This is a genomic window from Citrobacter sp. UYEF32, assembly GCF_040546205.1.
GTDB lineage: Bacteria > Pseudomonadota > Gammaproteobacteria > Enterobacterales > Enterobacteriaceae > Phytobacter > Phytobacter diazotrophicus.
Genome location: NZ_JBEPNI010000004.1, coordinates 320,804 through 347,231, shown reverse-complemented (window position 1 = coordinate 347,231; position 26,428 = coordinate 320,804). Strand labels below are relative to the sequence as shown.

Sequence of the window (26,428 nt, the reverse complement as noted above, 5' to 3'; positions counted from 1 at the left end):
CTCTACTTTTCATTTATCGCAAAGAAGATAGCTGAGCCGTTATCCTTTCCGCCAGAAGCTGACTGGTGTTTTGTAAGCGCTGAGGGTGAAGATGCGCATAACGTTGTGATGAATGACTGCTGCGATGACCCAACTGGGCCTGAACGTCATACAAGGTACCACCGTAGGACACGATGAGCGCGGCAACAGAATGGCGACAGGTATGAATACACACTTCTTTGTCGAAAATTCCTGCCCGACGAACGATACGCTGAAAGGCTTTAACGGGGTTATTCAGCGGCATTCCAGGTTTTTTGCCTATAAACAACCACGGATTTCCCCGCTGCGTTTGCAGCGTTCTGATTACGTCCATCGCCAGTGAGTTAAGATGAACAATCCGTCCATAACCATTCTTGGTTTCAGGAAGCCACAGGGTGCGTTTGACCGGGTCAACATGCTCCCACCTTGCCAGACGCAACTCATCACGGCGAAGGCCGGTCAATAACAGCAGTTTGACATAGCGGGCAGCGACGGGGCTGGTATCATCATCGGCGGAGAGAAAAATACGACGAATTTCATCCTCGGTGAAATAGCGTTGTCGGGCGTTGTTTTCCCTGAGAAGCTGTACCACCCTGGCCGGATGAACAGAGGTGATGCTTTGCCTTCCGGCCCAGGTAAACACGGCTTTAATCAGTACGATGACACGATTACAGGTAGCTGCTGATAGTGACGTGCTTAACGTCTGCTGGAGGCGGAGAATGCTGGCTGGTGTGATATCGCTAAGCAGCATCTGACCAATGGCGGGACGGATATGATCCCGGTAGCGCTGGAAATCCTTTCCCCAACTACGTTTAGCAGACTTTGCCCAAATCAGATAATGCTGGTTAAAGAGTTCATCAAATGTCATCTCTAGTCTCTTGTTTTCGCGTTCCTGCTTAGGGTCAGTTCCGGTGGCAAGTGAGCGTTTATGTTCCATGGCAATCTTACGGGCTAAGGTGACATCCACCTCAGGCCAGTGACCAATAGCGATGGCGCGTTTTCTTCCATGGTAGAGGTAGCGGAGCAAAAACTTTTTACGTCCTTCACCCTTACTGACTAAGCATTTCAGACCCGAAATCTCGGTGTCGCTGTATTCGGCATCGGTGCTGCGTGAATCTGATGAATTAGGAAGAAGGGATTTAATGAGCTGGTTGGTAAAACGGAAGCGTTTCGGACTGGACATATTACCTCCTGTGACTGGTGTTAAGTACGTCAGGGTTGACCCATCCCCGGCACGGCGTTGTTAATGGCTAAGTTGATTTTCTGGTGTGGAGAAGGGAATGCTGGTGCCTCATGAGATGAGTGAAGACGAGAAATACCGCAAAAACGGCCTTTACGGTCTGATTCTGGTCTTTAGGGGGAAAGATGCCGTTGGGGGATGCGTCCACAGAAATAATATGTGTTTCAGTCGGGTATAATTACATGCCATAAGGACTAGTAGCGTTGCCTGTATGTGGGGCGGCTATGTGCCAGAAGCTGATGTTACAACAACCTGAGATGTTAAGCAGGTCAGGCCCACATAGCAGTTCAAGCAGGATGTTGCATCCATCGTTTGAACTCAAATGATTCCTCATCCAAGTTAGACCGCACAGAGGAATTGCACTGGGTAAAAATCGTAAACCCTGTAAAATGGAGTTATAAAATCTGGTGGCCTTTGCAAAAATATATGATCGCATCGAACGAGTAACGCAACTAATGCCACAAGTAGTTGTCTAGTGGCATGCCTAGTATAATAATGGAATCAATACTTAATAATCACCGCGACAAATATTTAAATCTTTAGCTATTGCATTATACATAACCCTCAGGGTGGAATTAAATGGCACCTTACCTGCCAATTCCTGATAATGACTTTGCACGACATTATGATCACCATTCAATAACATCCTTCTAATATCAGAATTAATGGTGGTCACGAATTGTGCAGCATTAATTGAATATTTACTACGCAAGCTAAAACTTTTGAAATGATTTATCACTCGCTGTCGTTCAACATTCAACCATTTTTTGGGAGGATCTGGAAAAAAATCGAAAACCAATATCCCATTGCTAGTCGCTATTGTTGCAGAAATCCAATCAGTTTTATAAAATTTATTATCATCATTGTAAGGGTAGAGAGTTAGATCTGATGCATTGACAAATACACTATCGGACTTACCTTCATTACAATTCTGGCAGGCAGGTATAAGATTTTTGGGATTAACGGAGAACAAAGGATAACGGGCTTTAGGCAAATAGTGATCTAAGGTTGCAACGCCGTGGATTCCACAAAGTGGACATACACCATTTGAAGCGGCTCTTAATTTATCGTATATTTTCCTGGATTCGCTGCCTAACTTTAGCATATGACGTGTATACAGATTCATTAAATCATCTTTAGTGACATTTCCTGTGATAACCTGCTCTTTATTCCTGGGATGGCAAGGGGGGAATAAATGAAGGTTTTTTGGTGTACAACGATCATCAAACTTTTGCCAAGAAGTAGCCACAATCTCTGAGATTCTATTTAATTTAATCTTGTAATCTAAGCTTCGAGGCCCAACCGATAACAAACATGTCGCATATACATCATTACAATGCAATGCAGGGAAATTAACTTTATTCATGATTATCACCTTTAGGAGCATCCATTTTAATACCTCTATCCCTAAGCATAATCATACTCATTAAAATAGCCTGACCTTCGAAACCTATTTTATTCTTGAATTCCCTCATAATTTCATCGAAGCCTAAACCCTCATCAACTTTGGTTTTTAACAACTTATGAAAACCAGAGTTCTCCATTTCTAATTTAAAGACCTCTTTTGTTAAAATACCTACATTTTCTGCAAATGTTTCAATTGAAGGTCTTGAAAAATTTGTTACTTCGCCGAATCGTGTTAATACCCAGCAGCATTTTTTTGGAACCTCTTGCAGGACCACTGGCGAATGAGTAGCTATGATAGCAATTCCATTTCGCTTAAATAAAAGATTGCTTAGTGCACGTATGAATGCTGAAAGAAGCGGTGGGTGCAGATGACTCTCTGGCTCATCAAATAATATGAGTGTCTTATCTTGTAGTTTCTCAATTAGATTACTGATTGTCATGAATATAATTGCATGCCCCGAACTCATACTCTTTAGTCGTCTTTTACATTCATCTACAATCTCTTGCGCACCAAAGTATGGGAGATCTTTAAGATTGAGGTCACGGAAATTAGTGTCGGACTCCAAATCACTTATAGCATCTAACCATAATTCTCTTTTTGAATCCTCGGAGCAACAATTATAAACAGACTTCGCGCATTTTTCGTGAAGTGCATTAATGTCTTCGATAGGATGGGCTAAATCTACAGAGCCAGGTTTTTTTAAACCTATATAGTAATAGCAAGTACCTAAAGTTGGATCAGTTTGATCACTAATAGGAGTGAATGAGTCAAATGCGCTAAACGATATGGAAATGACCGTGCTAAAATATTTATTTGTTATCCTACCGTCATAGATATCCTCAAAATAAGCATTGCGAGCAGCATTAGGTTTCATTATTGAATTAACCATTTCATTTAACAAAGTAGTTTTACCTAACCCGTTCCTCCCAATTATTGTGTGTATGTTAGTTGGAGGCAGTGAATATGGAATCACGTTAAAATCAAGGTATAAATCTGAAAACCTATGATTAACTCTTAAAAACCTAAAGTCAAACTCAGTTAATTGACCTAAACCATTAACTAACCTTTTAAATTGGCCATATACAGTGTTAATATTTACATCTCTTAGAAGAGATTTTTTAAACACTGCCTCTTCCCTTGCACAATTCATAGCCTTATCACTAACGACAACACAATTCAAATCCTGCAATATTTCATAGCTTAACTCTTTACCGCAAGCATAAAGTTTCTGATAAAATTCCGGACTTTCTGCAAGACTGAAGAAGTCGTTTTTTAATCGTGAAAATTGAGTTTGCATTTTCTCGAATGTAGTAACTTCCTCACTCTGCCCTTTAAATCCTATTTTAATCTGACCGATTTGATGAACAGTTCGATGCTCATCAACATATTCTAAATTGAACAGAGTCCGATAAGAATAGTCATTCCAAGTTGAGAAGATAAGATAAACGGTATCACTGCTTTTCATGGCACTTGAAATGTTTTTATTTAAAGAAATATACCTAGGCAATTTAAAACTCCTTAACAACTCCCTTCAGAGTAAGCAAAATAATACAGCCTTTAACATAAGAATCTACCTATGGCTAAGGTTGATATTCTTTAGAGAATCAGGATTCCCTAAGTAATCTTTTTAACTTAATCACCAGTCAAATACCATCACTTTTACCTGCTACGCGATGATTAATATACTGTGATGTCTTTAATGTCCGCTGTTCGCTCATAGTGGACCTTCTGCTCAGTTAGTTTGCCGCGTTCTGCCAATAGCGGAACACGCTAGTGCTGGTGTACAGGTGCTGACTCATTTCCTCCTCCACTTTCATACCGTTATACTGTGAAAAAAAGGAGGTAGGCGTGAAACTAAAAATGCAGGATTTGAGGCTGTTTAATCTCGTGTTTGAGAGCGATCCTGGCTGGATACTGGATTTCTCTAACCGCACCTTGTCTGCTTTTTTTGATGAAGAACTAAACATTGATATTGATGATGAACGTTATCAGGAAGAGGGGACGTCAAAGGCCAAACGAGTTAGATGTTTGCTGAAACAGGCAGATCGTGAGACCGCTCTGCGGGTTCTTGGCGCTCTCTGGCAGTATAAAACGGAATCCATGCCTGAACAGGCTGAACAAAGCCGTAATGACTATCTTGCACTGATTTCCCGCTTAGAAAACGCTGACACCGATGAAGCCAAAGGCGTAAAGCCTGTCCAGGTATGGCATGGCGTTGACTGGCCCTCACTTATCGCTGAAATGAACGAGATGAAATCTCTGCCGCCACATCCACGTGGTTTTCGGTTTGAAGCCTGGCTTGCTGGACTGTTCAGTATCTTTAAGCTCGCTCCCCGTTCGTCTTTCCGAAATACAGGCGAACAGATTGACGGAAGTTTCCGACTGAATGATGAATTTTACCTGATGGAGGCAAAGTGGCATCAGAAAAGAACGTCGGCTGCCGATCTCCATGTATTTGAAGGAAAGCTCAGTACCAAGGCAACCTGGACACGCGGCGTTTTTATCAGCTGGATGGGGTTTACGCCTGAAGGTCTGACGGCTTTTGGTAAAGGGAAGCGTGTTATCTGTGTCAGTGGTTATGATCTTTACCACTCACTGAGTCATGGGATCCCTTTGCCCGACCTTCTGGACGCTAAAATCCGGCACGCAGCTGAAACGGGAGAGCCCTATGCTGAGTTCGACCGACTATATGCACTGAAGAACAAACAGTTTGGCACGCTGAAATAACTGGTTGGGAAGCGTGACATGCTCCCCCGTTGTTTCACTCAGAATGCTGCTAGTAATGCCCGCATATCCCTCGACAGCGGACACTCAGTTTTAACAGTCCAATACGTTTAGCTCAAGTAGTACTACGGATAAACCATTTTATGATGGCGTGGAGGACGGGGGATTCTGAAAACGGTAAGAAGTGAAAGGGCAAGAAGAGCTTGTTGCAGGTGGACGGACTGGTGAAAATCCCCATGTGAATGGTGGAGGGTGTATGCTGCCTGGTTTCCCCGCTTGCTATTGGGGATTTCCCCACCCTATTCCCCGCGACAAAATCACGTTAAGACCAGCGGATTAAGGAGAAATGATAATCCCCCCGTTTTCCCGTATTTATGAATGATCTGAGAGAAAGGAACCGTAAAGGACCGTAGAAAGACCGTAGCAGTGAGGTTAGGAAAAGGTACATCAGAGGATGTTGAGGTGTCTAAAAGTAACGAATATCAGCGAAAATGGCGAGAAATCCAGCAAACATATAACGTTTTGCAACGACCAGAAATCTACCGTAGCCAGAAAAGGAAAAAGCCCCGCTTTGCAGCGAGGCCTTATGAATAGTGGTGCCCGGACTCGGAATCGAACCAAGGACACGGGGATTTTCAATCCCCTGCTCTACCGACTGAGCTATCCGGGCAACGGGGCGCATTAAACCCGATCCGCCTCGCCTCGTCAACGAAATTTCTTCAAATCGTTGCAGACTGCACAATCTATCACCACTTTGCTGATGATGCACGCGAACTCAGGCAAAAAAAGTGGTCCACAGGGCAGAGAGCGGCATCGCAAGCACCAGTGCAGGCAGCATATTCGCCACCGCAAACATCTTAATTCCACAAATCCTTAAGCCCGTTGCCAGCAGCAGCACGCCGCCTACGGCGGTGAAATCACCCATCATCGCGGGTGTGGTCAACGGTAAAATAAGCGTGGCGCAGGTAGCGAGCGTCAGTTGAATAATAAGCATCGGTACGGAGATGAACGCGACGGCAAAACCTAACGAAGTCGCGAATATCACCGCCGTGAAAAAATCGAGAAACGCTTTGGCAATCAGCAGGCTTGGGTCACCGGTCATCCCCTCACGCATGGCGCCGAAAATCCCGGTGCCACTGGCGCAAAACAAAATGATAATCGCCACCAGGCTTTGGATAAACGATTCGTGAGCATCCAGCGCATGGCTTGCTGAGCGGCGCTTTTGTACTAATTTACGTAAACCGTTCACCGCGCCGCTGATACCGCGCTCCACATAACAGAGTTCACCTATCAAGGTGCCAACCAGGGTTGCAAGCACCATAACGGGCAGATTGACGCATTTAATCACCAGCAAAATGCCGATGCCCAGCGAGGCAAGACCAAAGATCGAGGGCATTGAGGAGCGAACCCGCTCCGGTAAACGGTGGCTCAGCAGTGCACCAATCGTTCCCCCCAGCAAAACGGCGGCGGCGTTGATATAAGGTCCTGTTAACACGTTTTTTCTCCAGAGGTTTTGCGAACACAACTGCATAGTATGACGCAACGAAGCACATTATTATGCCCGATTAATGCGGGTAATAACTGTATTTAGCTTTTGAATATAATCACTTATGAAAATCATTAAAAAGGCAATTGCATTATGTTGCATTTGGCCTTCGCTTCGTTGGTTGCACCTGCGAAAAAATGATGACATGATTGCGCGAATTTTCTTCACAACCTCACGGGGACACCTGAAATGACGCAGATTTTATCGCTCATACAGAGACGCCGCGCCACGCTGCGAACGTGCACCCGTTCAGTTTTATCCCATACTACACTCACCATGCGGTGAGGCTACCGTACGCTCACTTCAGGACAACATTAAAATCAGAGTGTATCTGCTTTTACTGATGTCTGGCGGTCGGAGCGGGTTCCAGTCAGACACGTTCGTTGGGTAAGGCGATTGCTTTGCCCGGGGCCTTTTCTTCCCCTGAAACGGGTATCTGTGCTTATGAAAACAATGAAAATTGCCGTCAGCCGCGAGCTGATCTCCACCCTGTCTACCCACCGCCAGATGGTGACGCTGGACAGTACCGATTTTACGGATGTGGCGGCAGTCGTCATTACGCTGGCGGAAAGCCGTAGCGGCATTCTGGCCTTGCTCAAACGGACGGGCTTCAACGTGCCGGTATTCTTATTTGACCAGACGTTGGAAGAAACGCCGGACGGCGTCACGGCGGTGATTAATGGCAAAGAGCAGGACTGGCTGGAGCTGGAGACCACCGCCTGTGATTATGAAGATAATTTGCTGCCGCCGTTTTTCGATACGCTGCGTCAATATGTCGAGATGAAAAACGACACCTTCGCCTGTCCTGGTCATCAGCACGGTGAGTTCTTTAAAAAGCATCCCGCGGGCCGACAGTTCTACGATTTCTTTGGTGAAAATGTTTTTCGCGCTGACATGTGCAATGCCGACGTGAAGCTGGGGGATTTGCTGATTCACGAAGGCTCCGCTAAACATGCGCAGAAGTTTGCGGCGAAAGTGTTCAACGCAGATAAAACCTACTTTGTGCTGAACGGCACTTCTGCCGCGAATAAAGTTGTTACCAACGCGCTGCTGACGCGTGGCGATCTGGTGCTGTTTGACCGTAACAACCACAAATCCAACCACCATGGCGCGCTGATTCAGGCCGGGGCGACGCCTGTGTATCTGGAAGCCTCCCGCAACCCGTTCGGTTTTATCGGTGGCATTGATGAACACTGTTTTGATGAAAAATACCTGCGCGAACTGATCCGCGAAGTAGCGCCGGAAAAAGCCAACCAGCCGCGCCCGTTTCGTCTGGCGGTGATCCAGCTCGGCACCTATGACGGCACGATCTATAACGCCCGTCAGGTGATCGACAAAATCGGCACCTTGTGTGACTACATTTTGTTTGACTCGGCATGGGTGGGGTACGAACAGTTCATTCCGATGATGGCCGACACGTCGCCGTTGCTGCTGGAACTCAATGAGAACGATCCGGGGATCTTCGTTACCCAGTCCGTGCATAAGCAGCAGGCCGGTTTCTCGCAAACCTCGCAGATCCATAAAAAAGATAATCATCTGCGCGGCCAGGCACGTTTCTGCCCGCATAAGCGCCTGAACAACGCCTTTATGTTGCACGCCTCGACCAGCCCGTTCTACCCGTTGTTTGCGGCACTCGACGTGAACGCCAAAATCCATCAGGGGGAAAGTGGTCGCCGCCTGTGGGCCGAGTGCGTAGAAGTGGGGATAGAGGCGCGCAAATCGATTATCGCCAACTGCAAAATGATCCAGCCGTTCGTGCCGCCGGTCATTGCCGGGCGACCGTGGCAGGATCATCCGACAGAGGTCATCGCTCGCGAGCGTCGCTTCTTTAGCTTTGAGCCCGGTGCAAGCTGGCACGGTTTTGAAGGTTACGCGCAGGATCAGTACTTTGTGGATCCCTGTAAGCTGCTGCTCACCACGCCGGGCATTGATGCGCAAACGGGTGAGTACACTGAGTTTGGTATTCCGGCGACGATCCTCGCCAACTACCTGCGTGAGAACGGCATTGTGCCGGAAAAATGCGACCTTAACTCTATTCTGTTCCTGCTGACACCAGCGGAAAGCACAGCGAAGATGGCCCATCTGGTGGCCATGCTGTCGCAGTTTGAGCGTCACATAGAAGACGATACGCCGCTGGCAGATGTGTTGCCGACCATCTACAACAAGTATCCGGTGCGTTATCGTGACTATACACTCCGCCAGCTCTGCCAGGAGATGCATGATCTTTACGTCAGCTTCGATGTGAAAGATCTGCAAAAAGAGATGTTTCGCAAGGCGAGTTTCCCGGCGGTTGCCGTCAACCCGCAGGATGCCCATCAGGAGTATATTCGCGGCAACGTGGAGCTGGTGCGTATCAGTGAGGCGGAAGGACGGATTGCGGCAGAAGGAGCGCTGCCGTACCCGCCTGGTGTGCTATGCGTGGTGCCTGGTGAAGTGTGGGGCGGCGCGGTACAACGCTACTTCCTGGCGCTGGAAGAGGGCGTCAATTTGCTGCCAGGTTTCTCGCCGGAGCTGCAGGGGGTCTACTCTGAGACAGATGCCGATGGGATTAAGCGCTTATACGGCAATGTCTTGAAACAGTCCTCTGCGGTCTGATGCCCTCACCCCGGCCCTCTCCCACAGGGAGAGGGCCGGTAGCCCGTATGCCGCTTACTAATCCGGGATACGTTCAGGTGAGGTGAAAACCGCGAAACCTATACCCCTTCGCCCGCACGGCGGTACATCCTGCGTGGATGCCCAATCTTGCCATATTGCATCTCAACCGATAAAAAACCGGACTCCACGCCGTGCTCCAGGTAGCGGCGGGCGGTGGTCTTACTGAGCCCCGTCTCCGTCACCACTTCATCCACGGAAAAACAGCGCTCACCCGCATCGGCAAACAGGGTCTGTACGCGAGACAGCGTATTCTCCTCGATCCCTTTGCTGCCGTTATCCAGCTTGTAGTTCTTTGCCTGCAACTGATACAGCGAATCCACGTTCTGCTGATCGACGATCTTCCACACCCGTTGCTGCTCGGTGAACTGCACAAAACGTTCCAGTGACTGGCTCAGACGTTTCCACGACACCGGTTTAAGAATGTAATCAAACGCGCCGTTGCGAATCGCCTGGCTACAGGTATCCATATCACTGGCGGCGGTAATGAAAATAACCGAACAGTTGGCGCGAATGATCATCGGGTCGCTAATCAGCGTAATCCCTTTGCCATCCGGCAGATAATTATCGAGCAACACCAGTTGTGGTTGCTTACTGGCGAGCAGCGCCTTCGCTTCTGCCAGGGATGTGGCGATGCCCACCAGCCGCAATCGTGGATGCTTACCAATCAGTTCTGCATGGAGCTGCGCCAGCTCGTTTTCATCTTCTACTATCAGCACATCTATCTGTTCATGTCGCATAATTCTGATCTTCCAGAGTCGGAGCGGGGCGTTGTATCTGACCCGTTTCCGGAATAAATAAAGAGAAAATCGTTCCGCGCGGCGCGTTATCAGAAACCTCAATGGTGCCGCCCACCTGCGTGACATAGCTGGAGATCAGATACAGGCCGATGCCATGATCGCCGTTGCGTTTCGTTGTCATCCCTCGGTCAAAAATACGATCCCGAATGGACGGGTCGATCCCGATGCCGCGATCTGCCACTTCAATAATCAGCTCGCGCTCATTTTGCAGGATCAAGACCTCAACGGGCTCGTGCGGCAACGCGGCGCGTTGCGTTGCTTCAATGGCGTTATCCAGCAGGTTACCAATAATCGATATCAGTTCGGCTTCCACCAGCAGGTGCGCGGGGCGCGACATCTGGCAGCCAGGGTCAAAAACCAACTCTACCCCTTTTTCCCGGGCGCGGGCCGCTTTACCCAGCAGCAAACCGCACAATGTAGGGGAGCTAAAACGTGACGAAATAAAGTCAAGCAGCTCCTGCGCATGCTCCGACTGGGCCTGAAGATAACGAATTGCCTCGTCGTAGCGTTCCATATGCAGCAGGCCGGAAAGTGTCGTCATCCGGTTAAGCTGCTCGTGGCGCATGATACGCAGGTTATCGACATAACGTTTCACCTGGCTCAACTGGGCGCTGAGGCTGTCGATTTCATTACGATCGCGAAAGGTAATGACCCAACCTTGCAGCTTATCTTCCAGCATAATGCGCACACGGCTGGCAATCACTGTCGCGTGATTAAAACGGCAGATCTCATCGTGTGTATCTTTCGCCAGCATCGCACTGCGGGAGAAAAAGGGCACGGCCGGAATCACGTCGGAGATCAATTGCCCCCGCAGTTCGCGCGTGGGTTGGCTCAGATTGAGCAATGTTCTCGCGGCCTGGTTTATCACCTCGATGCGCAGATTGCTGTCGATGGCGATCACCCCTTCGTAAATCGACTCCATCATCGCTTTTTGCTGGCGCACCAGCAGGCCGATTTCTCGCGGCTCCAGTGAAAAGATCTGCTTCTTGATACTGCGGGTAAAGAACCACGAGAAGATAAACAGTGCCGCTAACAGCAGTACGGCGGCAATAAAGATATTGATTGCCTTGCCGAGGGTGATGGTATCGAGATAGCTGGTCAGATAACCCACGGAAACAATACCAATCACCTTACCTGCGTCATTGAATATCGGTGCTTTACTGCGTAAGGAAATACCCAGGCCGCCCTGGCGGATAGTGGTCAGGCTTTTACCCTGTAACACTTCCTGATTATCGCCCCCGACCAGCGTAGTCCCCACACGGTCATCATAAACCGAATGAAATAGATGAATGCCTTTATCATCGCCAATGACAATAAAACTGGCATCGCTGCGGTCGACTACTTGTTGCATAAATTCTGCAATCGCGGGAATATCTTTTTCCGCAACCGATTTGCGTAAATTCGGAATTATCGCTATTTCTTCAGCTTGTATTTTTGCTCGCGTACTCATTTCCTGATAAAGCTGGCGACCGACATCGATATAATAATAACCACCCAGTAAGATGAACAAACCGGAGAAAAACAGTACCAGCGAAATAAAGAGCTTAATCTGGAAGGAAACTTTCATGGTGTGGTACGCACAGAGCAACAAAAACGGTAATGTAACATCTTTCCTGTTGACAGTGGCGAGTTTACTGGAAACTTGTGATCCCTTGCACACCTGATGCTGACTGGCGACGCTAAAGAAACAAAGACTTTCTGGAAATGTTATTAACTTGTTTTTTTATTTAAAAAAACCATAAAAACCACGGAAATAATTACGGCATTAATCACACTAAATTAAAGAAACCATAAAAACCATAGGTGCCATTAAAACTTCGGTTTTATTATGCTGCGCCTCACATAACGTAAAAACCTGGCCCTTTAAGCTACAAATGCAAAATAACCAAGGGGCTTAATTATGAGCACAACTGACGATTCTTTTTCTATTACCTCTGAGTCGCTATCGATTCAAAAACCATCATTGAAAGACAGATGGTGGCACATTATGGATACCTGGAAAGTCGGGATTATTCCATTGCCGTTGTTTTTACTTGCTGGTGCATTAATCGCCATCGATTGTCTGGGCGGTAAATTACCCAGTGATATCGTTGTGATGGTCGCAACGCTGGCGTTTTTCGGCTTCGCCTGTGGTGAGTTCGGTAAACGCCTGCCGATTATCGGTAAACTGGGTGCGGCGGCGATTTGCGCTACCTTCATCCCTTCTGCAATGGTCTATTATGGCCTGCTGCCGGATGTGGTTGTCGAGTCCACCACCAAGTTCTACAAATCCACTAACATTCTGTACCTCTACATCTGCTGCATTATTGTCGGCAGTATTATGAGCATGAATCGCACCACGCTGATTCAGGGCTTCCTGCGTATTTTCTTCCCGATGCTGTGTGGCGAAATCGTCGGCATGCTGGTTGGGATGGGCGTGGGGCTGCTGCTCGGTCTCGAACCGTTCCAGATCTTCTTCTTTATCATTCTGCCAATCATGGCGGGTGGTGTGGGTGAAGGCGCCATTCCGCTTTCTATCGGTTACGCCACCATTCTGCATATGGATCAGGGCGTTGCGCTGGGTCGCGTACTGCCGATGGTAATGCTTGGCGGCCTGACTGCCATCATTATCTCTGGCTGTCTGAACCAACTGGGTAAACGCTTCCCGCACCTGACTGGTGAAGGTCAGTTGATGCCGAATCGTGATAACACCGATGAGAAAACCCCTGCTACGCCTGCATTCAGCGGTAAAGCTGACGTCACCACTATCGCATCCGGTGCGCTGCTGGCCGTGCTGCTGTACATGCTGGGTATGCTGGGCCACAAACTGATTGGTCTGCCAGCGCCGGTTGGCATGCTGTTTATGGCGGTGCTGGTCAAACTGGTTCACGGCGTATCGCCGAAGATCCTTGAAGGTTCTCAGGTCGTTTACAAATTCTTCCAGACCTCTGTGACTTACCCAATCCTCTTCGCTGTGGGCGTGGCTATCACCCCGTGGCAGGAGCTGGTACACGCATTCACCCTCACTAACCTGTTGGTGATTGTCAGCACCGTGTCTGCGCTGGTCGCCACGGGCTTCTTCGTAGGTAAAAAAATCGGTATGCATCCGATTGATGTCGCCATCGTCTCCTGCTGTCAGAGCGGGCAGGGTGGCACCGGGGATGTTGCCATCCTCACTGCAGGTAACCGTATGAGCCTGATGCCGTTTGCCCAGATCGCTACCCGTATCGGCGGCGCGATCAACGTCTCGGTATCACTGCTGGTTCTCGGCAACTTCCTCGTCTGATTCATGTGTTACAGGAACTGATATGAAACTCGCAAGCTTTGTCCATCAGGGGATCCGCAGTTACGGGATCGTGAAGGCGGATGGTGTGATCAATCTGGGACGCCGTCTGGGCGATCGTTACAGCGATCTGAAATCGTTACTCGCTGCCAACGCGTTAAATGAAGCGCAGCAGTTGTCTGGTGAAAAACCGGATCTGAGCTTCGATGCGCTGGAATTTCTGCCGGTGATTGATAACCCAGGGAAAATTCTTTGCGTCGGCATGAACTATGCCGACAAACGTAAAGAGTTTGATCAGCACAACCCGGCACCGACGCTGTTCGTCCGTTTTGCCGATTCGCAAACCGGCCACCAGACTCCGGTACTCAAACCGCGTCACTCCAGCGAGTTTGATTACGAAGGTGAACTGGCGGTGATCATCGGCAAAAGCGGAGAGAACATCTCCCGTGAAGAGGCATTGAGCCACGTTGGCGGTTATAGCTGCTATATGGACGGTTCTGCACGCGACTGGCAGCACACCTGGTTTACCGCCGGTAAAAACTGGCGTCAGACCGGTGCGTTCGGTCCGTGGATGACCACGGCGGATGAGATTCCGGATCCGCACAGTCTGGCGATCCGCACCTGGCTGAATGGCCGCATGGTGCAGGAAGACAACACCGCCAGCATGATCCACAAAGTGGCGGAGCTTATCGAGTACATCAGTACCTTCACGCGCCTGAATGCTGGCGATGTGATCATCACCGGTTCACCGGGTGGCGTTGGCAAAAAACGTAATCCACCGCTGTTCATGAACGCGGGCGATCGCATCGAAGTGGAGATCGAGAATATCGGTCATCTCAGCAATGTGATTATGGACGCGCCAGCCTTATCGCTGTCGCCCATGCACTAAGGAACGCGGCGGATTTATGCAAGCACAACCTCCCATTGATTTTCGCATTGCGGATGTCACAAGCGGCGCGCAGCGTTTTACGCAGATTCGTAATCTGCTCGCGGACAGCGGCTTAGGCATGGACAACGATATCACCACTTTCGTTGAAGCCTGGTCGGGACGCCGGCTGGTGGGTTGTGCGGGCCTGGCCGCCAATGTCATCAAATGTGTGGCGGTAGATGAAAACCTGCGCGGAGAAAATCTTAGCGCCCGTTTGCTGGCTGAGGTGGAACACCTCGCGCTGTCACGGGGCCATTTTCATCTGTTCCTCTGTACGCGCCCCTGTAACAAGGAGCGCTTTGCACACAGCGGATTCTGGCCTATTGCGCAGAGCGGCAACAACGCGGTGTTAATGGAAAACACGCCCTTTGGCATCAGCCGTTACTGCCGCTCATTGCAGCCTTATCGCGTAGAAGGAAAGCGCGTTGGGGCTATCGTGATGAACGCTAATCCGTTCACCCTTGGGCACCGCCATCTGGTGGAACAAGCGGCGCATTCCTGCGACCACTTACATCTGTTCGTGGTTCAGGAGGATGCGTCGTTTTTCCCCTTCACCGACCGTCTGGACATGGTACGGGCAGGGGTCGCTCATCTGCCAAACGTGACCGTTCACAAGGGATCGGAATACATCATTTCGCGGGCGACATTTCCGGCCTATTTCCTCAAAGAGACCGGCAAGGTACAGCAGGCGTGGAGCGAAATCGATCTGCTGATTTTTCGCGACCACATCGCCCCCGCGCTGGGTATTACCCATCGATTTATCGGCTCAGAGCCGTTTTGCGATATTACGCGCCAGTACAACCAGACTATGCACCGCCTGCTTACGGGCGCGGTAGAGGTGGTGGAGATCCCGCGCATCAAAGCCACGGGCAATGCCATCTCTGCCTCGGAAGTTCGTCGTCTACTTAAGACGCACCAGTTTTCCCGTATTCGGGAAATAGTACCGGATACCACTTTCGTGCATCTCGAAACGCACTACAGCGCGGAAGTCGCTTAAAAAACTCAGGAAATAAATTATGAAAATTGTTAGGGAGGCGCTGGCCGGGACTATGGAGTCCAGCGACCTGATGGTGAAAATAGCCCCCGCTGATGGCGAGCTGGACATCGTCATCCACAGTGAAGTGATTAAGCAGTTTGGCGATCAAATTCGCCATGTGGTGACCACCACGCTGCGCGCCATGGAAGTCCACCAGGGACTGATCATTATTGAAGATAAAGGTGCGCTGGACTGTGTGATCCGCGCCCGCCTACAGAGCGCGGTATTACGCGCCAGTGACAGTGACAATATTGACTGGGAGAAACTGCAATGAAAAAGCTTCGTCGTAGCATGCTGTTTCTCCCAGGCGCCAACGCCGCCATGCTTTCCAACTCGTTTATTTACCGCCCGGACTCCATCATGTTTGACCTGGAAGATGCCGTGGCGCTGCGTGAAAAAGACACTGCGCGTCTGCTGGTCTTTCATGCGCTGCAACACCCGATGTACGAAGACATCGAAACCGTCGTTCGTATCAACCCACTCAATACCCCGTTTGGCCTGAAAGATCTGGAAGCCGTGGTGCGCGCCGGGGTGGATGTGGTTCGTCTGCCAAAAACCGACACGCCGGAAGATATTTACGAACTCGAACGCCATCTTGAACGCATCGAAATGGCCTGCGGGCGTGAAATTGGATCCACAAAGGTGATGGCGGCGATCGAATCCGCGATCGGCGTTATCAATGCCGTGGCGATCGCGCGCAGTTCTCAGCGTCTGATCGGCATCGCGCTGGCGGCGTTTGACTACGTGATGGACATGCAAACCGAACGCGGCGACGGCACCGAGCTGTTCTACGCCCGCTGTGCCGTACTGCATGCGGCACGTGCCGCCGGGATCGACGCCTTTGACGTGGTGTGGTCGGACGTAAATGACGAAGCCGGTTTCCTGCGCGAAGTCGATTTGATCCGCAAAATGGGCTTTAACGGTAAGTCGCTGATCAACCCGCGCCAGATCGATCTGCTGCACAACGCGTATGCGCCAACGCAGCACGAAGTGGATCATGCGAAGTTAGTGATCGAAGCCGCAGAAGAGGGCGAACGCAACGGGCTGGGCGTGGTGTCGCTGAACGGTAAGATGATCGACGGCCCCATTATTAATCATGCGCGAATGGTGCTGGAACGTGCCGCCGCGTCCGGCGTGCGTCGGTAAGGACAGAACAATGAATCAGACAGAGCTTCTCCACGTTAACTTTCCGCATCTGCGCGATTTAAAACCGTTCGATAGCGCCCATGCCAGCACGCCGTGGCTTGCCGATCTCGACAGCAAACATAACCGCAAATTGTGCGCCACCCTGGAAGATGCCATTGCCCGCAGTGGCCTGAAAGACGGCATGACCATTTCGTTCCACCATGCGTTTCGCGAAGGCGACCGGGTGATCAATAACGTGGTGGAAATCCTGGCGCGACTGGGCTTTAAAGATCTGACGCTGGCTTCCAGCTCGCTGATGACCTGTAACGAAAGCCTGATTGAGCATATCAAAAACGGCGTTATCACCCGTATCTACACCTCCGGCATGCGCGGCAAACTGGCGGATGCGATTTCCCACGGCCTGATGGCGGAGCCGGTGCAAATCCACTCGCACGGTGGCCGCGTGAAACTGCTGCAGGATGGCGAGCTGAATATCGATGTCGCCTTCCTCGGCGTACCGTGCAGCGACGAATTTGGTAACGCTAACGGCACCCAGGGAAAATCCTGCTGTGGTTCGCTGGGTTATGCCATGGTCGATGCGCAGTTCGCTAAAAAAGTGGTGTTGCTGACCGAAGAGCTGGTGCCGTTCCCGAACATGCCAGCCAGCCTGGTACAAGATCAGGTGGATTACATCGTGCAGGTCGAGAGCGTAGGCGACCCGGCGAAAATCAGCGTTGGCGCGGCGCGCGTGACCAGCAACCCGCGTGAACTGATGATTGCCCGTTATGCGGCGGATGTTATCGAGCATTCCGGCTATTTCAAAAATGGTTTCTCCATGCAGACGGGTTCCGGTGCGGCTTCAACGGCCTGTACACGTTTTATGGAAGAGAAAATGGAACGTCTCGGCGTGAAGGCAAGCTTTGCGCTGGGCGGTATCACCGGTGGTCTGGTCTCGCTGCACGAAAAAGGTCTGGTGGCAAAACTGCTGGATACGCAGTGCTTTGACAGTGAGGCGGCAGCATCGCTGGCGCGTAACCCGAACCACGTGGAAATCTCTACCAACGTTTACGCCAACCCTGGCAGCAAAGCGGCCTGCTGTGACCAACTGGACGTGGTTATCCTCAGTGCGCTGGAGATCGACGTTGACTTCAACGTCAACGTTATCACCGGTTCCGATGGCGTGATGCGCGGCGCATCCGGCGGCCACTGTGACGTTGCAGCAGCAGCGAATTTGACCATCGTTGTGGCACCGCTTCTGCGCAGCCGCATCCCGACCGTTGTAAAACGCGTCACCACGCTGCTCACGCCGGGCGAAAGCATTGATGTGCTGGTAACCGACCATGGCATCGCGGTGAACCCGGCACGCCCGGAAATCCGCGAACGCCTGGTGAATGCCGGGCTGAAAGTGGTGGATATCGAAGCCCTGTACGCGCGTGCGATCTCGCTGACCGGGACACCGAAACCCATTGAATTCACCGACCGTATCGTCGGGGTGATTCGCTATCGTGACGGCAGCGTGATTGACGTTGTACGTCAGGTGAAGGAGAACATCTAATGACATTACTGACGCCCGTAAGAGCGGGCGTCAGCCTTGAAGCGCTGCTGACGGCGAAAGAAAACCGTGCAGCGCGCCAGGCTGACTGGCTCACTCATTATCACCATCCGGTTATCTCCCTGACGCTGGTCACCCCCGGCGCGCAGAAAGACAGTATCCGTTACCGTAACACCATGGGGGTGGCGCTACAGGCGTGCGATCAACTGCTGTGGCAGAATCACTGGCCAGTGCTGGATCGCCAGGTACTGTGGTTGCCGACCGGTGCGGAAGCTCTGTGGTGTGTTGACCATGCCGCGGCGGAAATTAAAGCCCAGTGTATTGAACTGGAACAGACGCATCCGCTTGGCAGACTGTGGGATTTTGATGTGATATGCCCGAAAAACGGTCAGGTGGGACGTCAGTCTCTGGATCTCAGTACCCGGCGCTGCCTGGTCTGCGATGAACCTGCCCACGGTTGCGCCCGGTCGCGCCGTCATCCCATGGAAGAGGTCGTGTCACGTGTGGAGACCCTGATCGATGGCTGGTTCGCTCGCGACTAAACTCGCCCGTTTTGATGTCTGGGCGCTGGCCGCCACGGCACTGCGTCTTGAAGTCAATCTCACCCCCAAACCGGGGCTGGTGGACATGGCGAACAACGGTTCGCACAGCGATATGGATCACGCGTTATTTTTACGCAGTATCGATGCCATCACCCCCTGGTTTCGCGTCTTCGAAAAAGCCGGGTTCGAGCATGCTTTAAAACCCGCCAGCGAACAGTTGCGCTTATTGCGCCCGGCAGGAATGGCCTGCGAACAGGCTATGTTCGAGGCGACCGACGGTGTAAATACCCATAAAGGCGGCATCTTTTCCCTGGGGTTGATCTGCTTTGCGGCGGGGCGTTTACGCGGTCTGAACCGTCTGGTCTGTGCACAATCGGTCTGTCAGCAGGTGGCTGAGATCTGCAAAGGGCTGGTGGCGCGAGAGCTGGCTTCCCGCACGCATGCGACAACGGCGGGTGAAAAACAGTATCAACAGTTTGGCCTGACCGGCGCGCGCGGTGAGGCGGAACTGGGCTTTCCCACGATACGCCAACATGTGCTGCCATATTGGTATCAGGAGGCGGGAGAACGGCGTTTTCACCATGCGCTGCTGCGCTTAATGGCGATAAATCCCGACAGTAATCTGGTCTCCCGCGGCGGTATCGACGGGTTGTGCTATGTGCAGGAATATGCGCAGACGCTGTTAAAAAACGGCTGGAACATTGCGCGCCTGCAAGAGATGGATAAGGCATTAATCAGTCGCAATCTCAGCCCCGGCGGCAGCGCCGATCTGCTGGCGGTCTCGTATGTGCTGGCGACGCTGGGCTAGCGGCAGACGCTAACCGCCAGACATAAAAAAGCCCGGTGGCATCACGCGCACCGGGCAGGCATTAAATCAGTCAGGCTTATGCTTTCTGCACGACGCCAGCCGCTTGCGGAACATGTTTGTATTTGAACATCGCCATGAACGCAAAGGCCAGAACCACAGAGTAACCGGCGAAAATCAGCCACACGGTTTTCCAGTCGGTTGCGCCTGCAACGGTGTACATCTCAACCACTTTACCGCTCGCCATACCGCCCAGGATACAGCCGAAGCCGTTGGTCATCATCAGCAGCATACCCTGCGCACTGGCGCGGATAGCCGGGTTCACTTCTTTCTCGACAAATACAGAACCGGAGATGTTGAAAAAGTCGAACGCACAACCGTAAACGATCATGGAGAGAACCAGCAGGACGGTGCCGAACGGGGTCGGATCGCCGTAAGCGAACAGGCCGAAACGCAGCATCCAGGCAACGATACTCATCAGCATGACGTTCTTGATGCCGTAACGGCCCAGGAAGAACGGAATCGCCAGGATAAAGACAGTTTCTGAAATCTGCGAGATAGACATCAGCACGGAGGCGTGCGTCACGATGAAGCTATTCGCGAACAGCGGATTTGAGTCGAAGCTGTGCAGGAAGGTGTTACCAAACATATTGGTAATCTGCAGTTCCGCGCCCAGCAGCATGGAGAAGATAAAGAAAATCGCCATGCGCTTGTTTTTGAACAGCGCGAAGGCGTTCAGGCCCAGCATTTCCACCCAAGTCTGGTTTTTCTGGGTGTTGCTTACCGGCATGTGCGGCAGGGTCAGGGAGAACAGGCTCAGCACCAGGGAGAGTGCGGCACCGATATAGAGCTGCATATGGCTCAGTTCGAAGCCAGAGAAGCTCACCGCCCACATCGCCAGGATAAAGCCGATGGTGCCCCAGATACGAATCGGTGGGAAGTCCGTAACGATGTCATAACCGGCGTTTTGCAGGCGCGCGTAGGAGATGGTGTTGACCAGGCCCAGCGTGGGCATATACGCCAGCGAGTTGAGCAGGATAACCGCAAACATCGCACCCGGTGTGGTCACGCCAGCGGCGATAAACAGGGTAATAGCGCCCACCAGATGGCAGATAGCGTAAACCCATTTCGCGCTCAGCCATTTATCGGCCACGATACCCAGCAACGCAGGCATAAAGACTGAGGCAATACCCAGGGAGCTATAGACCGCGCCAATTTCCGCACCCTGGAATTTCAGGGTGACAAACATATAAGAGCCAAGCGTAGTCAGCCAGCTCCCCCACAGGCAGAACTGCAGGAAGATAATCACTTTAAGCTGCAGCTTAAGATTCATGTTAGTTTCCTCACCGAAGGAGTCTGATATACCCACCATACTTTAAGCTGCATGTGCGTTGGCTTTTCTCACTTATCTCAGTCACTTACCAGAGTAAGCTCCTGGGGATTCGCTGCGTTGCCGCCATCCTGCAACTCGAATTATTTAGGGTATAGATGTTGGAATTAAGACAATTACTGTTGTTATGTGAGGCGATTCTATCATCGAAGTTGGGGCGAGATTGTTACATCCGACATATAAATGCAAACTTGATATGGTTGCAGTCGAATATAGTGACGTTCGTCACATTTGTATGCGGGGGACATCCGTGTTCAAAGGGAATTCTTATCCCCTCCCGCTAAACGGAAGGGGATAAGTCACCTCTTACTTCGTGCGACGATAGCTTTTCTGCGCGGTATTCACTTTATAAAGGTAGTTACGTGACTCCGCAGAAGGGTGGCGAGTGGTCAGGGTGGAATAGACATCGCCCGGCGCCATCGTGTTGATGATATTCGCGGCCTGCACTTTGTCGCTGGAGAAGACGCGCAGAACGCTACCCGCACCGCCATTGTAAGCGGTGATGACGGCATAACGGCGCGAGGTGGGGTTGGTTATCCCGGAAAGATAGACATTATTGAGCATCGCCAGGTAAGCCGTGCCGGTATCGATATTGCTTTCCGGATCGAACAGATAGCTGCGACTCGGGGTACCGGATTTGCCCTGCGCGCGGAACACATCACGACCAGCGCTATGCTGCACCACCTGCATCAGCCCCAGCGCGTCGGAGCGGCTGACCGCATAAGGGTTAAATGACGATTCGGTCTGCATAATGGCCAGAATCAGCGATTCGTCAACGCCGTAGCGACGAGCGGCCTGATGTACCATGCCAACATATTTATGCGCACGTTTATCCAGATGGTTTGGCACCAGATTAAACGTCACGCTGTAAATGATTTTTAACCCGACGCTGCGTTTTTGCAGCCGCGTTTTCAGCAGGTAATCTGCGAAGCTGGTCGCACGCCCCATCCAGCGAATGGGCTGGCCCGTGTTATCCACCACCTGGCCATACAGGAACGGCTCTTTGGATATCTGGATATCATCCGCGTCGGAATAGAGATCGATAGAGCCCGGATCATCACCCATTAACAGGGTTTTGATAATGGCCTGGCGCAAATGTGCCGTAGGGTCTGTGCCGGAGATGGTCTCGACGGTGATGGTGCCTTCGTCGAAGTTGATGTGGCTTCGGGTTTGGTACTGATCGGTGTACTTGACGTAATCTTTTGGACCGGCAATCAGTACTTCGCTAAATCCCCATAAGTTCTCGATATTGTGGGCGAACTGCCCCATTAAAATGTCAAAACCGTTGGTATCTTTAACCCAGGCTTCGTTATAGGTCTCGCCATTTTTATTTGAGCTGGAACAAGAAATAAGCAACGGCGCAATGATCGCTAGCGCTAAAAATTTTTTCATCATTCCGGAAGTATTGTTGGTTGCACAAATGACCCTGAATCAGGCCGCAGACGGCGGAACATCGCTGCGGCCATGCATTTATTTTTTATCTTCCGGCGTATAGCCTTCAATATGCACATCTTTGCCTTCGAACAGGTAACTCACCATTTCCTGCTCAAGCAGTTTGCGATGCTCAACGTTCATCATGTTGAGTTTCTTTTCGTTGATCAGCATCGTCTGCTTTTTCTGCCACTGGGACCAGGCTTCTTTGGAGATTTCGTTATAAATACGCTTACCCAGTTCCCCCGGATAGAGCTGAAAGTCTTGCCCCTCTGCATCACGTTGCAGGAAGGTACAGAAAATAGTGCGGCTCATAAATAGTCCTCTTTACTCTGCGCGGCGTTACATCGCCACGCCGATGCGTAATTGTTGTAACAGGCGCTCCACGGGGGCTGCCAGGCCCACTGACGGCGGCTGCGCTAAGTTATACCAAAGACCTGTACCTTCATCCATGCAAGAACTGAACGAGGACACGGTAAGCCACATAGGCACAATATCCAGATGGAAATGGCTGAACGTGTGGCGAAACGCAATCAGTTGGCTGAGATTATCGGCCTTAATCTGATGTTGCGCCAGCCAGTCATGTAATGACGCTTCATCTTCAAACTGCGGGAAACAGAACAAGCCGCCCCATAACCCAACCGGTGGACGCTGTTGCAGGAAGACCTGATCGCCATGTTGCATCAACAGGAAATATGCGGTGCGCTCCGGCAGCGTTTGTCTGGGCTTTTTGCCAGGATACTCGGCCCATGAGTGGTTCGCGTAGGCAATACAGCCTGTTTGCAGCGGGCAAAGCGTGCATTTGGGTTTTGAACGTGTACAGACCATGGCGCCTAAGTCCATCATCGCCTGGTTAAACTGTTCCACCCCTTTGGCCGGGGTCACCTGTTCAGCCAGCTCCCACAGACGTTTCTCCACCTCTTTCTTGCCCGGCCAGCCTGCAACCGCATAGCAACGCGCAAGAACGCGCTTCACGTTGCCGTCGAGGATCGCAAAGTGTTTACCCAGTGATAAAGAAAGAATGGCGCCGGCAGTCGAACGTCCAACACCTGGCAGTGCGGCAACCTCTTCAAAGGTTTGCGGGAAGACGCCGCCATGCAGTTCGGCCACCTGTTTTGCCGCTTTGTGCAGATTACGCGCACGGGCGTAATAGCCGAGTCCGGTCCATAAATGCAGCACTTCATCAAGCGGCGCATTAGCCAGGTCGGTGACGGTGGGAAACCGTGCCATAAAACGCTCAAAATAAGGGATGACAGTTGCGACCTGGGTCTGTTGCAACATCACTTCGGATAGCCATACTTTGTAAGGCGTTTTTTCAATTTGCCAGGGCAGGGTCTTACGCCCGTATTTGTCGTACCAGTCCAGAACCTGGGCTGAAAATTGAGACGCTTGCATGGTCACCAACATCGCGTTAACAGGGGGGCTGATTGCAGCACAGCGGCATGAACGTGTAAACCGGAACTTTCCGGTGCTTTCATCTTGCATACTGTATCGAACTTTGGATAATGCCCGTTTCCTGAACACTCTCACAAGCAGACTTATTTATGAATAACGACGTCATCTCACCAGAATTTGATGAAAACGGCCGCCCGCTGCGCCGTATCCGCAGCTTTGTCCGCCGCCAGGGGCGCCTGACCAAAGGGCAACAGCACGCGCTTGATAATTACTGGCCGGTGATGGGCGTTGAGTTTGCTGAGCAGCCGCTCGATTTTGCCGCCCTGTTTGGCAATAGCGGGCCGGTGACGCTGGAGATTGGCTTCGGTATGGGCGCATCGCTGGTGGAAATGGCGAAAACCCGTCCTGAGCAGAACTTTTTAGGTATTGAAGTGCATTCACCGGGTGTGGGGGCATGTCTCTCCTCGGCACATGAAGAGGGCGTCGGAAACCTGCGCGTGATGTGTCATGACGCCGTCGAAGTGCTGCACAAAATGATTCCTGACAATTCATTAAACATGGTTCAGCTCTTTTTCCCTGACCCGTGGCATAAAGCACGTCATAATAAGCGCCGTATCGTTCAGGTGCCGTTTGCTGAACTGGTGAAGAGCAAGCTGAAACTGGGCGGCGTGTTTCATATGGCGACAGACTGGGAAGCCTACGCAGAGCACATGCTGGAAGTTATGTCCTCTATTGAGGGTTATCAGAACCTGTCGTCGACTAAAGATTATGTGCCGCGCCCGGATTCGCGCCCGGTAACCAAATTTGAACAACGTGGTCATCGCCTTGGCCACGGCGTATGGGACTTAATGTTCGAGAGGGTAAAATAATGGCAAAGAACCGTAGTCGTCGTCTGCGTAAAAAGATGCACATTGACGAGTTTCAGGAGATCGGTTTTTCCGTCAAATGGCGTTTTCCGGAAGGCACCACTGAAGAACAGATTGATAAGCTGGTCGATGAGTTTATCAGCGAAGCCGTTGAAGCTAACGGTTTGATCTTTGGCGGTAGCGGTTTCCTGGCTTGGGAAGGTCTGGTCTGCAAACCGAACATTGGTCATTGCACTGAAGAGGACCGGGCGCTGATTCGTAAGTGGCTTGAGGAGCACAAATTCGAAGAGGTCAGCGTCAGCGAACTTTTCGATATTTGGTGGGACTAAGAATGAAAGGGTCGGCAATTGCCGGCCCATTTTGTCTCTACAGGAGTGGTTATGATGCGCAAGACGCTACTGGCGGTAGCACTGACGGCAACGGCTTTTGCCGCGAATGCGGATTACAAATGTAGCGTGAACCCGCGTGATGATGTGATTCTAAGCCCGCAAACCGTCCAGGTGAAAGGCGAAAACGGTAATCTGATCTTAACGCCGGAAGGTAACGTGACCTTCAACGGTAAACAGTATTCGCTGAGCGCCGCACAACGCGAGCAGGCAAGGGATTATCAGTCTGAATTGCGCAGCGCGCTGCCATGGATTGATGAAGGTGCTCGCTCACGCGTAGAGAAAAGTCGCGTGGCGCTGGACCAAATCATCGTCAAGGAAGTGGGCGAGAGCAGCAATATGCGTGGCCGCCTGACCAAGCTGGATGCCCAGCTTAAAGAGCAGATGAACAAAATTATTGAGCATCGCAGCGATGGCCTGACGTTCCACTATAAAGCGGTTGATGACGTGCAGGCTAATGGTCAACAACTGGTGAACCAGGCGATGGGCGGTATTCTGCAGGACAGCATTAACGAGATGGGCGCCAAAGCGGTACTGAAAGGCGGCGGCAACCCGCTGCAGGGTGTGCTCGGTAGCCTCGGCGGTTTGCAGACCGCCATCCAGAACGAGTGGAAAAACCAGGAAGCGGATTTCCAGCAGTTCGGTAAAGATGTGTGTAGCCGCGTGGTGTCGCTGGAAGCTAACCGTAAAGCGCTGGTGAGCGGGCTTAAGTAAGGTTCTGTTGTTTCTCTTCTGTCTGTTCCCCTCACCCTAACCCTCTCCCCGGAGGGGCGAGGGACTTGTCTGGTGCGGTTTTCGCTTTCCCTGCCGGTGGTTGCGGGCTTGTCAGGTGCGGTCTTTACTCCCTCTCCCCGTGGGAGAGGGTTGGGGTGAGGGCAACCGACGATGCAAATGCCCAAGAATCGCCAGTAATACACTCTCCTCATTGGCCCTCAGTTCATTATTCCAGAAGCGAATCACTTCCCAGCCACTGGCATTCAGGAATGCCATTCTACGCAAATCATACTCTTCGTTATCCTGATGCTGCCCGCCGTCCAGCTCAACAATCAGCTTTGCTTTAAAACAGGCGAAATCGACAACATAATTGCCAATCGGCATTTGCCGACGAAACTTGTAGCCGTAAAAACGGCGTCCTCGGAGCAAGTACCAAAGATGTAGTTCCTCTGCCGTCATTCTGATGCGTAGTTGTTTTGCTTTTTCCATCCCCACACTCTGCCACTCTCTCCCTGTTTCACCACAACCTTCTGCTGACACTGGAACCCGCCTTCCAAATAATTGTCCTATGACTCGCAAGGTTATTAATGGATGAGACATTAAAAGGA

General features: G+C 51.2%; 24 protein-coding genes and 1 tRNA gene. 13 read left to right on the top strand and 12 right to left on the bottom strand.

What is annotated here, in order from left to right; translation table 11 throughout:
• Positions 1 to 13: 13 nt before the first annotated feature.
• From ABIB59_RS13015 to ABIB59_RS13005, 3 genes are all read right to left on the bottom strand, one after another.
• On the bottom strand, positions 14 to 1,201 hold the full coding sequence (locus tag ABIB59_RS13015; protein WP_354035696.1) for a tyrosine-type recombinase/integrase: 1,188 nt from the start codon (positions 1,199 to 1,201) through the stop codon (positions 14 to 16).
• Between the two features lie 565 nt (positions 1,202 to 1,766).
• Positions 1,767 to 2,624: an HNH endonuclease gene (locus tag ABIB59_RS13010; RefSeq protein ID WP_354035694.1), complete on the bottom strand. Its 858-nt coding sequence runs from the start codon at positions 2,622 to 2,624 to the stop codon at positions 1,767 to 1,769.
• Complete coding sequence (locus tag ABIB59_RS13005) at positions 2,617 to 4,173, bottom strand: AAA family ATPase (protein ID WP_354035692.1); 1,557 nt, start codon at positions 4,171 to 4,173, stop codon at positions 2,617 to 2,619. Before ABIB59_RS13005 ends, ABIB59_RS13010 begins: the two co-directional genes overlap by 8 nt.
• 341 nt (positions 4,174 to 4,514) lie before the next feature.
• Here ABIB59_RS13005 and ABIB59_RS13000 point away from each other — a divergent pair, with 341 nt between their 5' ends.
• Positions 4,515 to 5,393 (top strand): restriction endonuclease, encoded by an 879-nt coding sequence (locus ABIB59_RS13000; RefSeq protein WP_354035690.1) that lies wholly within the window; start codon positions 4,515 to 4,517, stop codon positions 5,391 to 5,393.
• Positions 5,394 to 5,984: 591 nt separating this feature from the next.
• Here ABIB59_RS13000 and ABIB59_RS12995 read toward each other — a convergent pair.
• Together ABIB59_RS12995 and ABIB59_RS12990 are read right to left on the bottom strand one after the other, a co-directional pair.
• Positions 5,985 to 6,060: transfer RNA gene (locus ABIB59_RS12995), tRNA-Phe, on the bottom strand.
• Positions 6,061 to 6,165: 105 nt separating this feature from the next.
• The gene (locus ABIB59_RS12990) at positions 6,166 to 6,885 is read right to left on the bottom strand and encodes a DUF554 domain-containing protein (RefSeq protein WP_039078045.1); all 720 of its coding nucleotides are present in this window, start codon (positions 6,883 to 6,885) and stop codon (positions 6,166 to 6,168) included.
• Positions 6,886 to 7,380: 495 nt separating this feature from the next.
• On the opposite strand from ABIB59_RS12990, the gene ABIB59_RS12985 reads away from it, so the two are divergent.
• Positions 7,381 to 9,531, top strand: a complete 2,151-nt coding sequence (locus tag ABIB59_RS12985; RefSeq protein WP_169038829.1) for an ornithine decarboxylase — start codon at positions 7,381 to 7,383, stop codon at positions 9,529 to 9,531.
• Positions 9,532 to 9,629: 98 nt separating this feature from the next.
• Here ABIB59_RS12985 and ABIB59_RS12980 read toward each other — a convergent pair whose 3' ends face one another.
• Positions 9,630 to 10,328 carry a response regulator gene (locus ABIB59_RS12980; protein WP_039078043.1) on the bottom strand — a complete coding sequence of 233 codons (699 nt, stop codon included), beginning with the start codon at positions 10,326 to 10,328 and terminating at the stop codon, positions 9,630 to 9,632.
• The gene (locus tag ABIB59_RS12975) at positions 10,318 to 11,955 is read right to left on the bottom strand and encodes an ATP-binding protein (protein ID WP_039078182.1); all 1,638 of its coding nucleotides are present in this window, start codon (positions 11,953 to 11,955) and stop codon (positions 10,318 to 10,320) included. Before ABIB59_RS12975 ends, ABIB59_RS12980 begins: the two co-directional genes overlap by 11 nt.
• Before the next feature lie 333 nt (positions 11,956 to 12,288).
• Between ABIB59_RS12975 and ABIB59_RS12970 the strand changes: the two genes are divergently transcribed.
• Genes ABIB59_RS12970 through citG form a run of 8 tightly spaced genes read left to right on the top strand, consistent with a single transcriptional unit; the run spans position 12,289 to position 19,641 of the window.
• Positions 12,289 to 13,653, top strand: a complete 1,365-nt coding sequence (locus ABIB59_RS12970; protein ID WP_071195975.1) for a 2-hydroxycarboxylate transporter family protein — start codon at positions 12,289 to 12,291, stop codon at positions 13,651 to 13,653.
• A gap of 22 nt (positions 13,654 to 13,675) precedes the next feature.
• A complete protein-coding gene (locus tag ABIB59_RS12965; RefSeq protein WP_039078041.1) occupies positions 13,676 to 14,539 on the top strand; it encodes a fumarylacetoacetate hydrolase family protein in 864 nt (287 codons plus the stop codon).
• 16 nt (positions 14,540 to 14,555) lie between these two features.
• Positions 14,556 to 15,575, top strand: a complete 1,020-nt coding sequence (gene citC / locus ABIB59_RS12960; RefSeq protein ID WP_039078040.1) for a [citrate (pro-3S)-lyase] ligase — start codon at positions 14,556 to 14,558, stop codon at positions 15,573 to 15,575.
• A gap of 19 nt (positions 15,576 to 15,594) precedes the next feature.
• Positions 15,595 to 15,888, top strand: a complete 294-nt coding sequence (gene citD / locus ABIB59_RS12955) for a citrate lyase acyl carrier protein (RefSeq protein WP_039078039.1) — start codon at positions 15,595 to 15,597, stop codon at positions 15,886 to 15,888.
• Positions 15,885 to 16,760: a citrate (pro-3S)-lyase subunit beta gene (gene citE / locus ABIB59_RS12950; protein ID WP_039078038.1), complete on the top strand. Its 876-nt coding sequence runs from the start codon at positions 15,885 to 15,887 to the stop codon at positions 16,758 to 16,760. The genes citD and citE overlap by 4 nt, the downstream gene beginning before the upstream one ends.
• Positions 16,761 to 16,770: 10 nt before the next feature.
• Positions 16,771 to 18,294, top strand: a complete 1,524-nt coding sequence (citF, locus tag ABIB59_RS12945) for a citrate lyase subunit alpha (RefSeq protein WP_039078037.1) — start codon at positions 16,771 to 16,773, stop codon at positions 18,292 to 18,294.
• Positions 18,294 to 18,833 carry a citrate lyase holo-[acyl-carrier protein] synthase gene (gene citX, locus ABIB59_RS12940; RefSeq protein WP_047368905.1) on the top strand — a complete coding sequence of 180 codons (540 nt, stop codon included), beginning with the start codon at positions 18,294 to 18,296 and terminating at the stop codon, positions 18,831 to 18,833. Before citF ends, citX begins: the two co-directional genes overlap by 1 nt.
• Positions 18,811 to 19,641, top strand: a complete 831-nt coding sequence (gene citG / locus ABIB59_RS12935; protein ID WP_039078035.1) for a triphosphoribosyl-dephospho-CoA synthase CitG — start codon at positions 18,811 to 18,813, stop codon at positions 19,639 to 19,641. The genes citX and citG overlap by 23 nt, the downstream gene beginning before the upstream one ends.
• A 76-nt stretch (positions 19,642 to 19,717) precedes the next feature.
• On the opposite strand, the gene ABIB59_RS12930 is transcribed toward citG, so the two are convergent.
• The 4 genes from ABIB59_RS12930 to mutY all read right to left on the bottom strand — a co-directional run bounded on the left by ABIB59_RS12930 (position 19,718) and on the right by mutY (position 23,854).
• On the bottom strand, positions 19,718 to 20,971 hold the full coding sequence (locus ABIB59_RS12930) for a nucleoside permease (protein ID WP_039078034.1): 1,254 nt from the start codon (positions 20,969 to 20,971) through the stop codon (positions 19,718 to 19,720).
• A 363-nt stretch (positions 20,972 to 21,334) separates the two neighbouring features.
• Positions 21,335 to 22,423 carry a membrane-bound lytic murein transglycosylase MltC gene (gene mltC / locus ABIB59_RS12925; RefSeq protein ID WP_039078033.1) on the bottom strand — a complete coding sequence of 363 codons (1,089 nt, stop codon included), beginning with the start codon at positions 22,421 to 22,423 and terminating at the stop codon, positions 21,335 to 21,337.
• A gap of 75 nt (positions 22,424 to 22,498) precedes the next feature.
• A complete protein-coding gene (locus tag ABIB59_RS12920; protein ID WP_039078032.1) occupies positions 22,499 to 22,774 on the bottom strand; it encodes an oxidative damage protection protein in 276 nt (91 codons plus the stop codon).
• Positions 22,775 to 22,801: 27 nt separating this feature from the next.
• Positions 22,802 to 23,854, bottom strand: coding sequence for an A/G-specific adenine glycosylase (gene mutY, locus ABIB59_RS12915; RefSeq protein WP_193794358.1), 1,053 nt, complete (start codon positions 23,852 to 23,854; stop codon positions 22,802 to 22,804).
• A 149-nt stretch (positions 23,855 to 24,003) separates the two neighbouring features.
• Between mutY and trmB the strand changes: the two genes are divergently transcribed.
• From trmB to ABIB59_RS12900, 3 genes are read left to right on the top strand one after another with little or no spacing between them, the layout of a single operon-like run.
• Entirely contained in the window at positions 24,004 to 24,723 is a 720-nt protein-coding gene (gene trmB / locus ABIB59_RS12910; RefSeq protein ID WP_039078031.1) for a tRNA (guanosine(46)-N7)-methyltransferase TrmB, read from the top strand.
• Positions 24,723 to 25,049, top strand: a complete 327-nt coding sequence (locus tag ABIB59_RS12905; RefSeq protein WP_039078030.1) for a YggL family protein — start codon at positions 24,723 to 24,725, stop codon at positions 25,047 to 25,049. The genes trmB and ABIB59_RS12905 overlap by 1 nt, the downstream gene beginning before the upstream one ends.
• Before the next feature lie 51 nt (positions 25,050 to 25,100).
• Positions 25,101 to 25,820 (top strand): YggN family protein, encoded by a 720-nt coding sequence (locus tag ABIB59_RS12900; RefSeq protein ID WP_079497167.1) that lies wholly within the window; start codon positions 25,101 to 25,103, stop codon positions 25,818 to 25,820.
• 111 nt (positions 25,821 to 25,931) lie between these two features.
• Here the strand turns inward: ABIB59_RS12900 and ABIB59_RS12895 are convergent, their stop codons facing one another.
• Positions 25,932 to 26,309 carry an endonuclease domain-containing protein gene (locus ABIB59_RS12895; RefSeq protein ID WP_354035683.1) on the bottom strand — a complete coding sequence of 126 codons (378 nt, stop codon included), beginning with the start codon at positions 26,307 to 26,309 and terminating at the stop codon, positions 25,932 to 25,934.
• Between the last annotated feature and the right edge of the window lie 119 nt (positions 26,310 to 26,428).

Coding starts and splice junctions, on each gene's coding strand:
- ABIB59_RS13015 (WP_354035696.1), bottom strand. CDS start 1,201: ATGTCCAGTCCGAAACGCTTCCGTTTTACCAACCAGCTCATTAAATCC.
- ABIB59_RS13010 (WP_354035694.1), bottom strand. CDS start 2,624: ATGAATAAAGTTAATTTCCCTGCATTGCATTGTAATGATGTATATGCG.
- ABIB59_RS12985 (WP_169038829.1), top strand. CDS start 7,381: ATGAAAACAATGAAAATTGCCGTCAGCCGCGAGCTGATCTCCACCCTG.
- ABIB59_RS12980 (WP_039078043.1), bottom strand. CDS start 10,328: ATGCGACATGAACAGATAGATGTGCTGATAGTAGAAGATGAAAACGAG.
- ABIB59_RS12975 (WP_039078182.1), bottom strand. CDS start 11,955: ATGAAAGTTTCCTTCCAGATTAAGCTCTTTATTTCGCTGGTACTGTTT.
- ABIB59_RS12970 (WP_071195975.1), top strand. CDS start 12,289: ATGAGCACAACTGACGATTCTTTTTCTATTACCTCTGAGTCGCTATCG.
- ABIB59_RS12965 (WP_039078041.1), top strand. CDS start 13,676: ATGAAACTCGCAAGCTTTGTCCATCAGGGGATCCGCAGTTACGGGATC.
- citC (WP_039078040.1), top strand. CDS start 14,556: ATGCAAGCACAACCTCCCATTGATTTTCGCATTGCGGATGTCACAAGC.
- citD (WP_039078039.1), top strand. CDS start 15,595: ATGAAAATTGTTAGGGAGGCGCTGGCCGGGACTATGGAGTCCAGCGAC.
- citE (WP_039078038.1), top strand. CDS start 15,885: ATGAAAAAGCTTCGTCGTAGCATGCTGTTTCTCCCAGGCGCCAACGCC.
- citF (WP_039078037.1), top strand. CDS start 16,771: ATGAATCAGACAGAGCTTCTCCACGTTAACTTTCCGCATCTGCGCGAT.
- citX (WP_047368905.1), top strand. CDS start 18,294: ATGACATTACTGACGCCCGTAAGAGCGGGCGTCAGCCTTGAAGCGCTG.
- citG (WP_039078035.1), top strand. CDS start 18,811: ATGGCTGGTTCGCTCGCGACTAAACTCGCCCGTTTTGATGTCTGGGCG.
- ABIB59_RS12930 (WP_039078034.1), bottom strand. CDS start 20,971: ATGAATCTTAAGCTGCAGCTTAAAGTGATTATCTTCCTGCAGTTCTGC.
- mltC (WP_039078033.1), bottom strand. CDS start 22,423: ATGATGAAAAAATTTTTAGCGCTAGCGATCATTGCGCCGTTGCTTATT.
- ABIB59_RS12920 (WP_039078032.1), bottom strand. CDS start 22,774: ATGAGCCGCACTATTTTCTGTACCTTCCTGCAACGTGATGCAGAGGGG.
- mutY (WP_193794358.1), bottom strand. CDS start 23,854: ATGCAAGCGTCTCAATTTTCAGCCCAGGTTCTGGACTGGTACGACAAA.
- trmB (WP_039078031.1), top strand. CDS start 24,004: ATGAATAACGACGTCATCTCACCAGAATTTGATGAAAACGGCCGCCCG.
- ABIB59_RS12905 (WP_039078030.1), top strand. CDS start 24,723: ATGGCAAAGAACCGTAGTCGTCGTCTGCGTAAAAAGATGCACATTGAC.
- ABIB59_RS12900 (WP_079497167.1), top strand. CDS start 25,101: ATGATGCGCAAGACGCTACTGGCGGTAGCACTGACGGCAACGGCTTTT.
- ABIB59_RS12895 (WP_354035683.1), bottom strand. CDS start 26,309: ATGGAAAAAGCAAAACAACTACGCATCAGAATGACGGCAGAGGAACTA.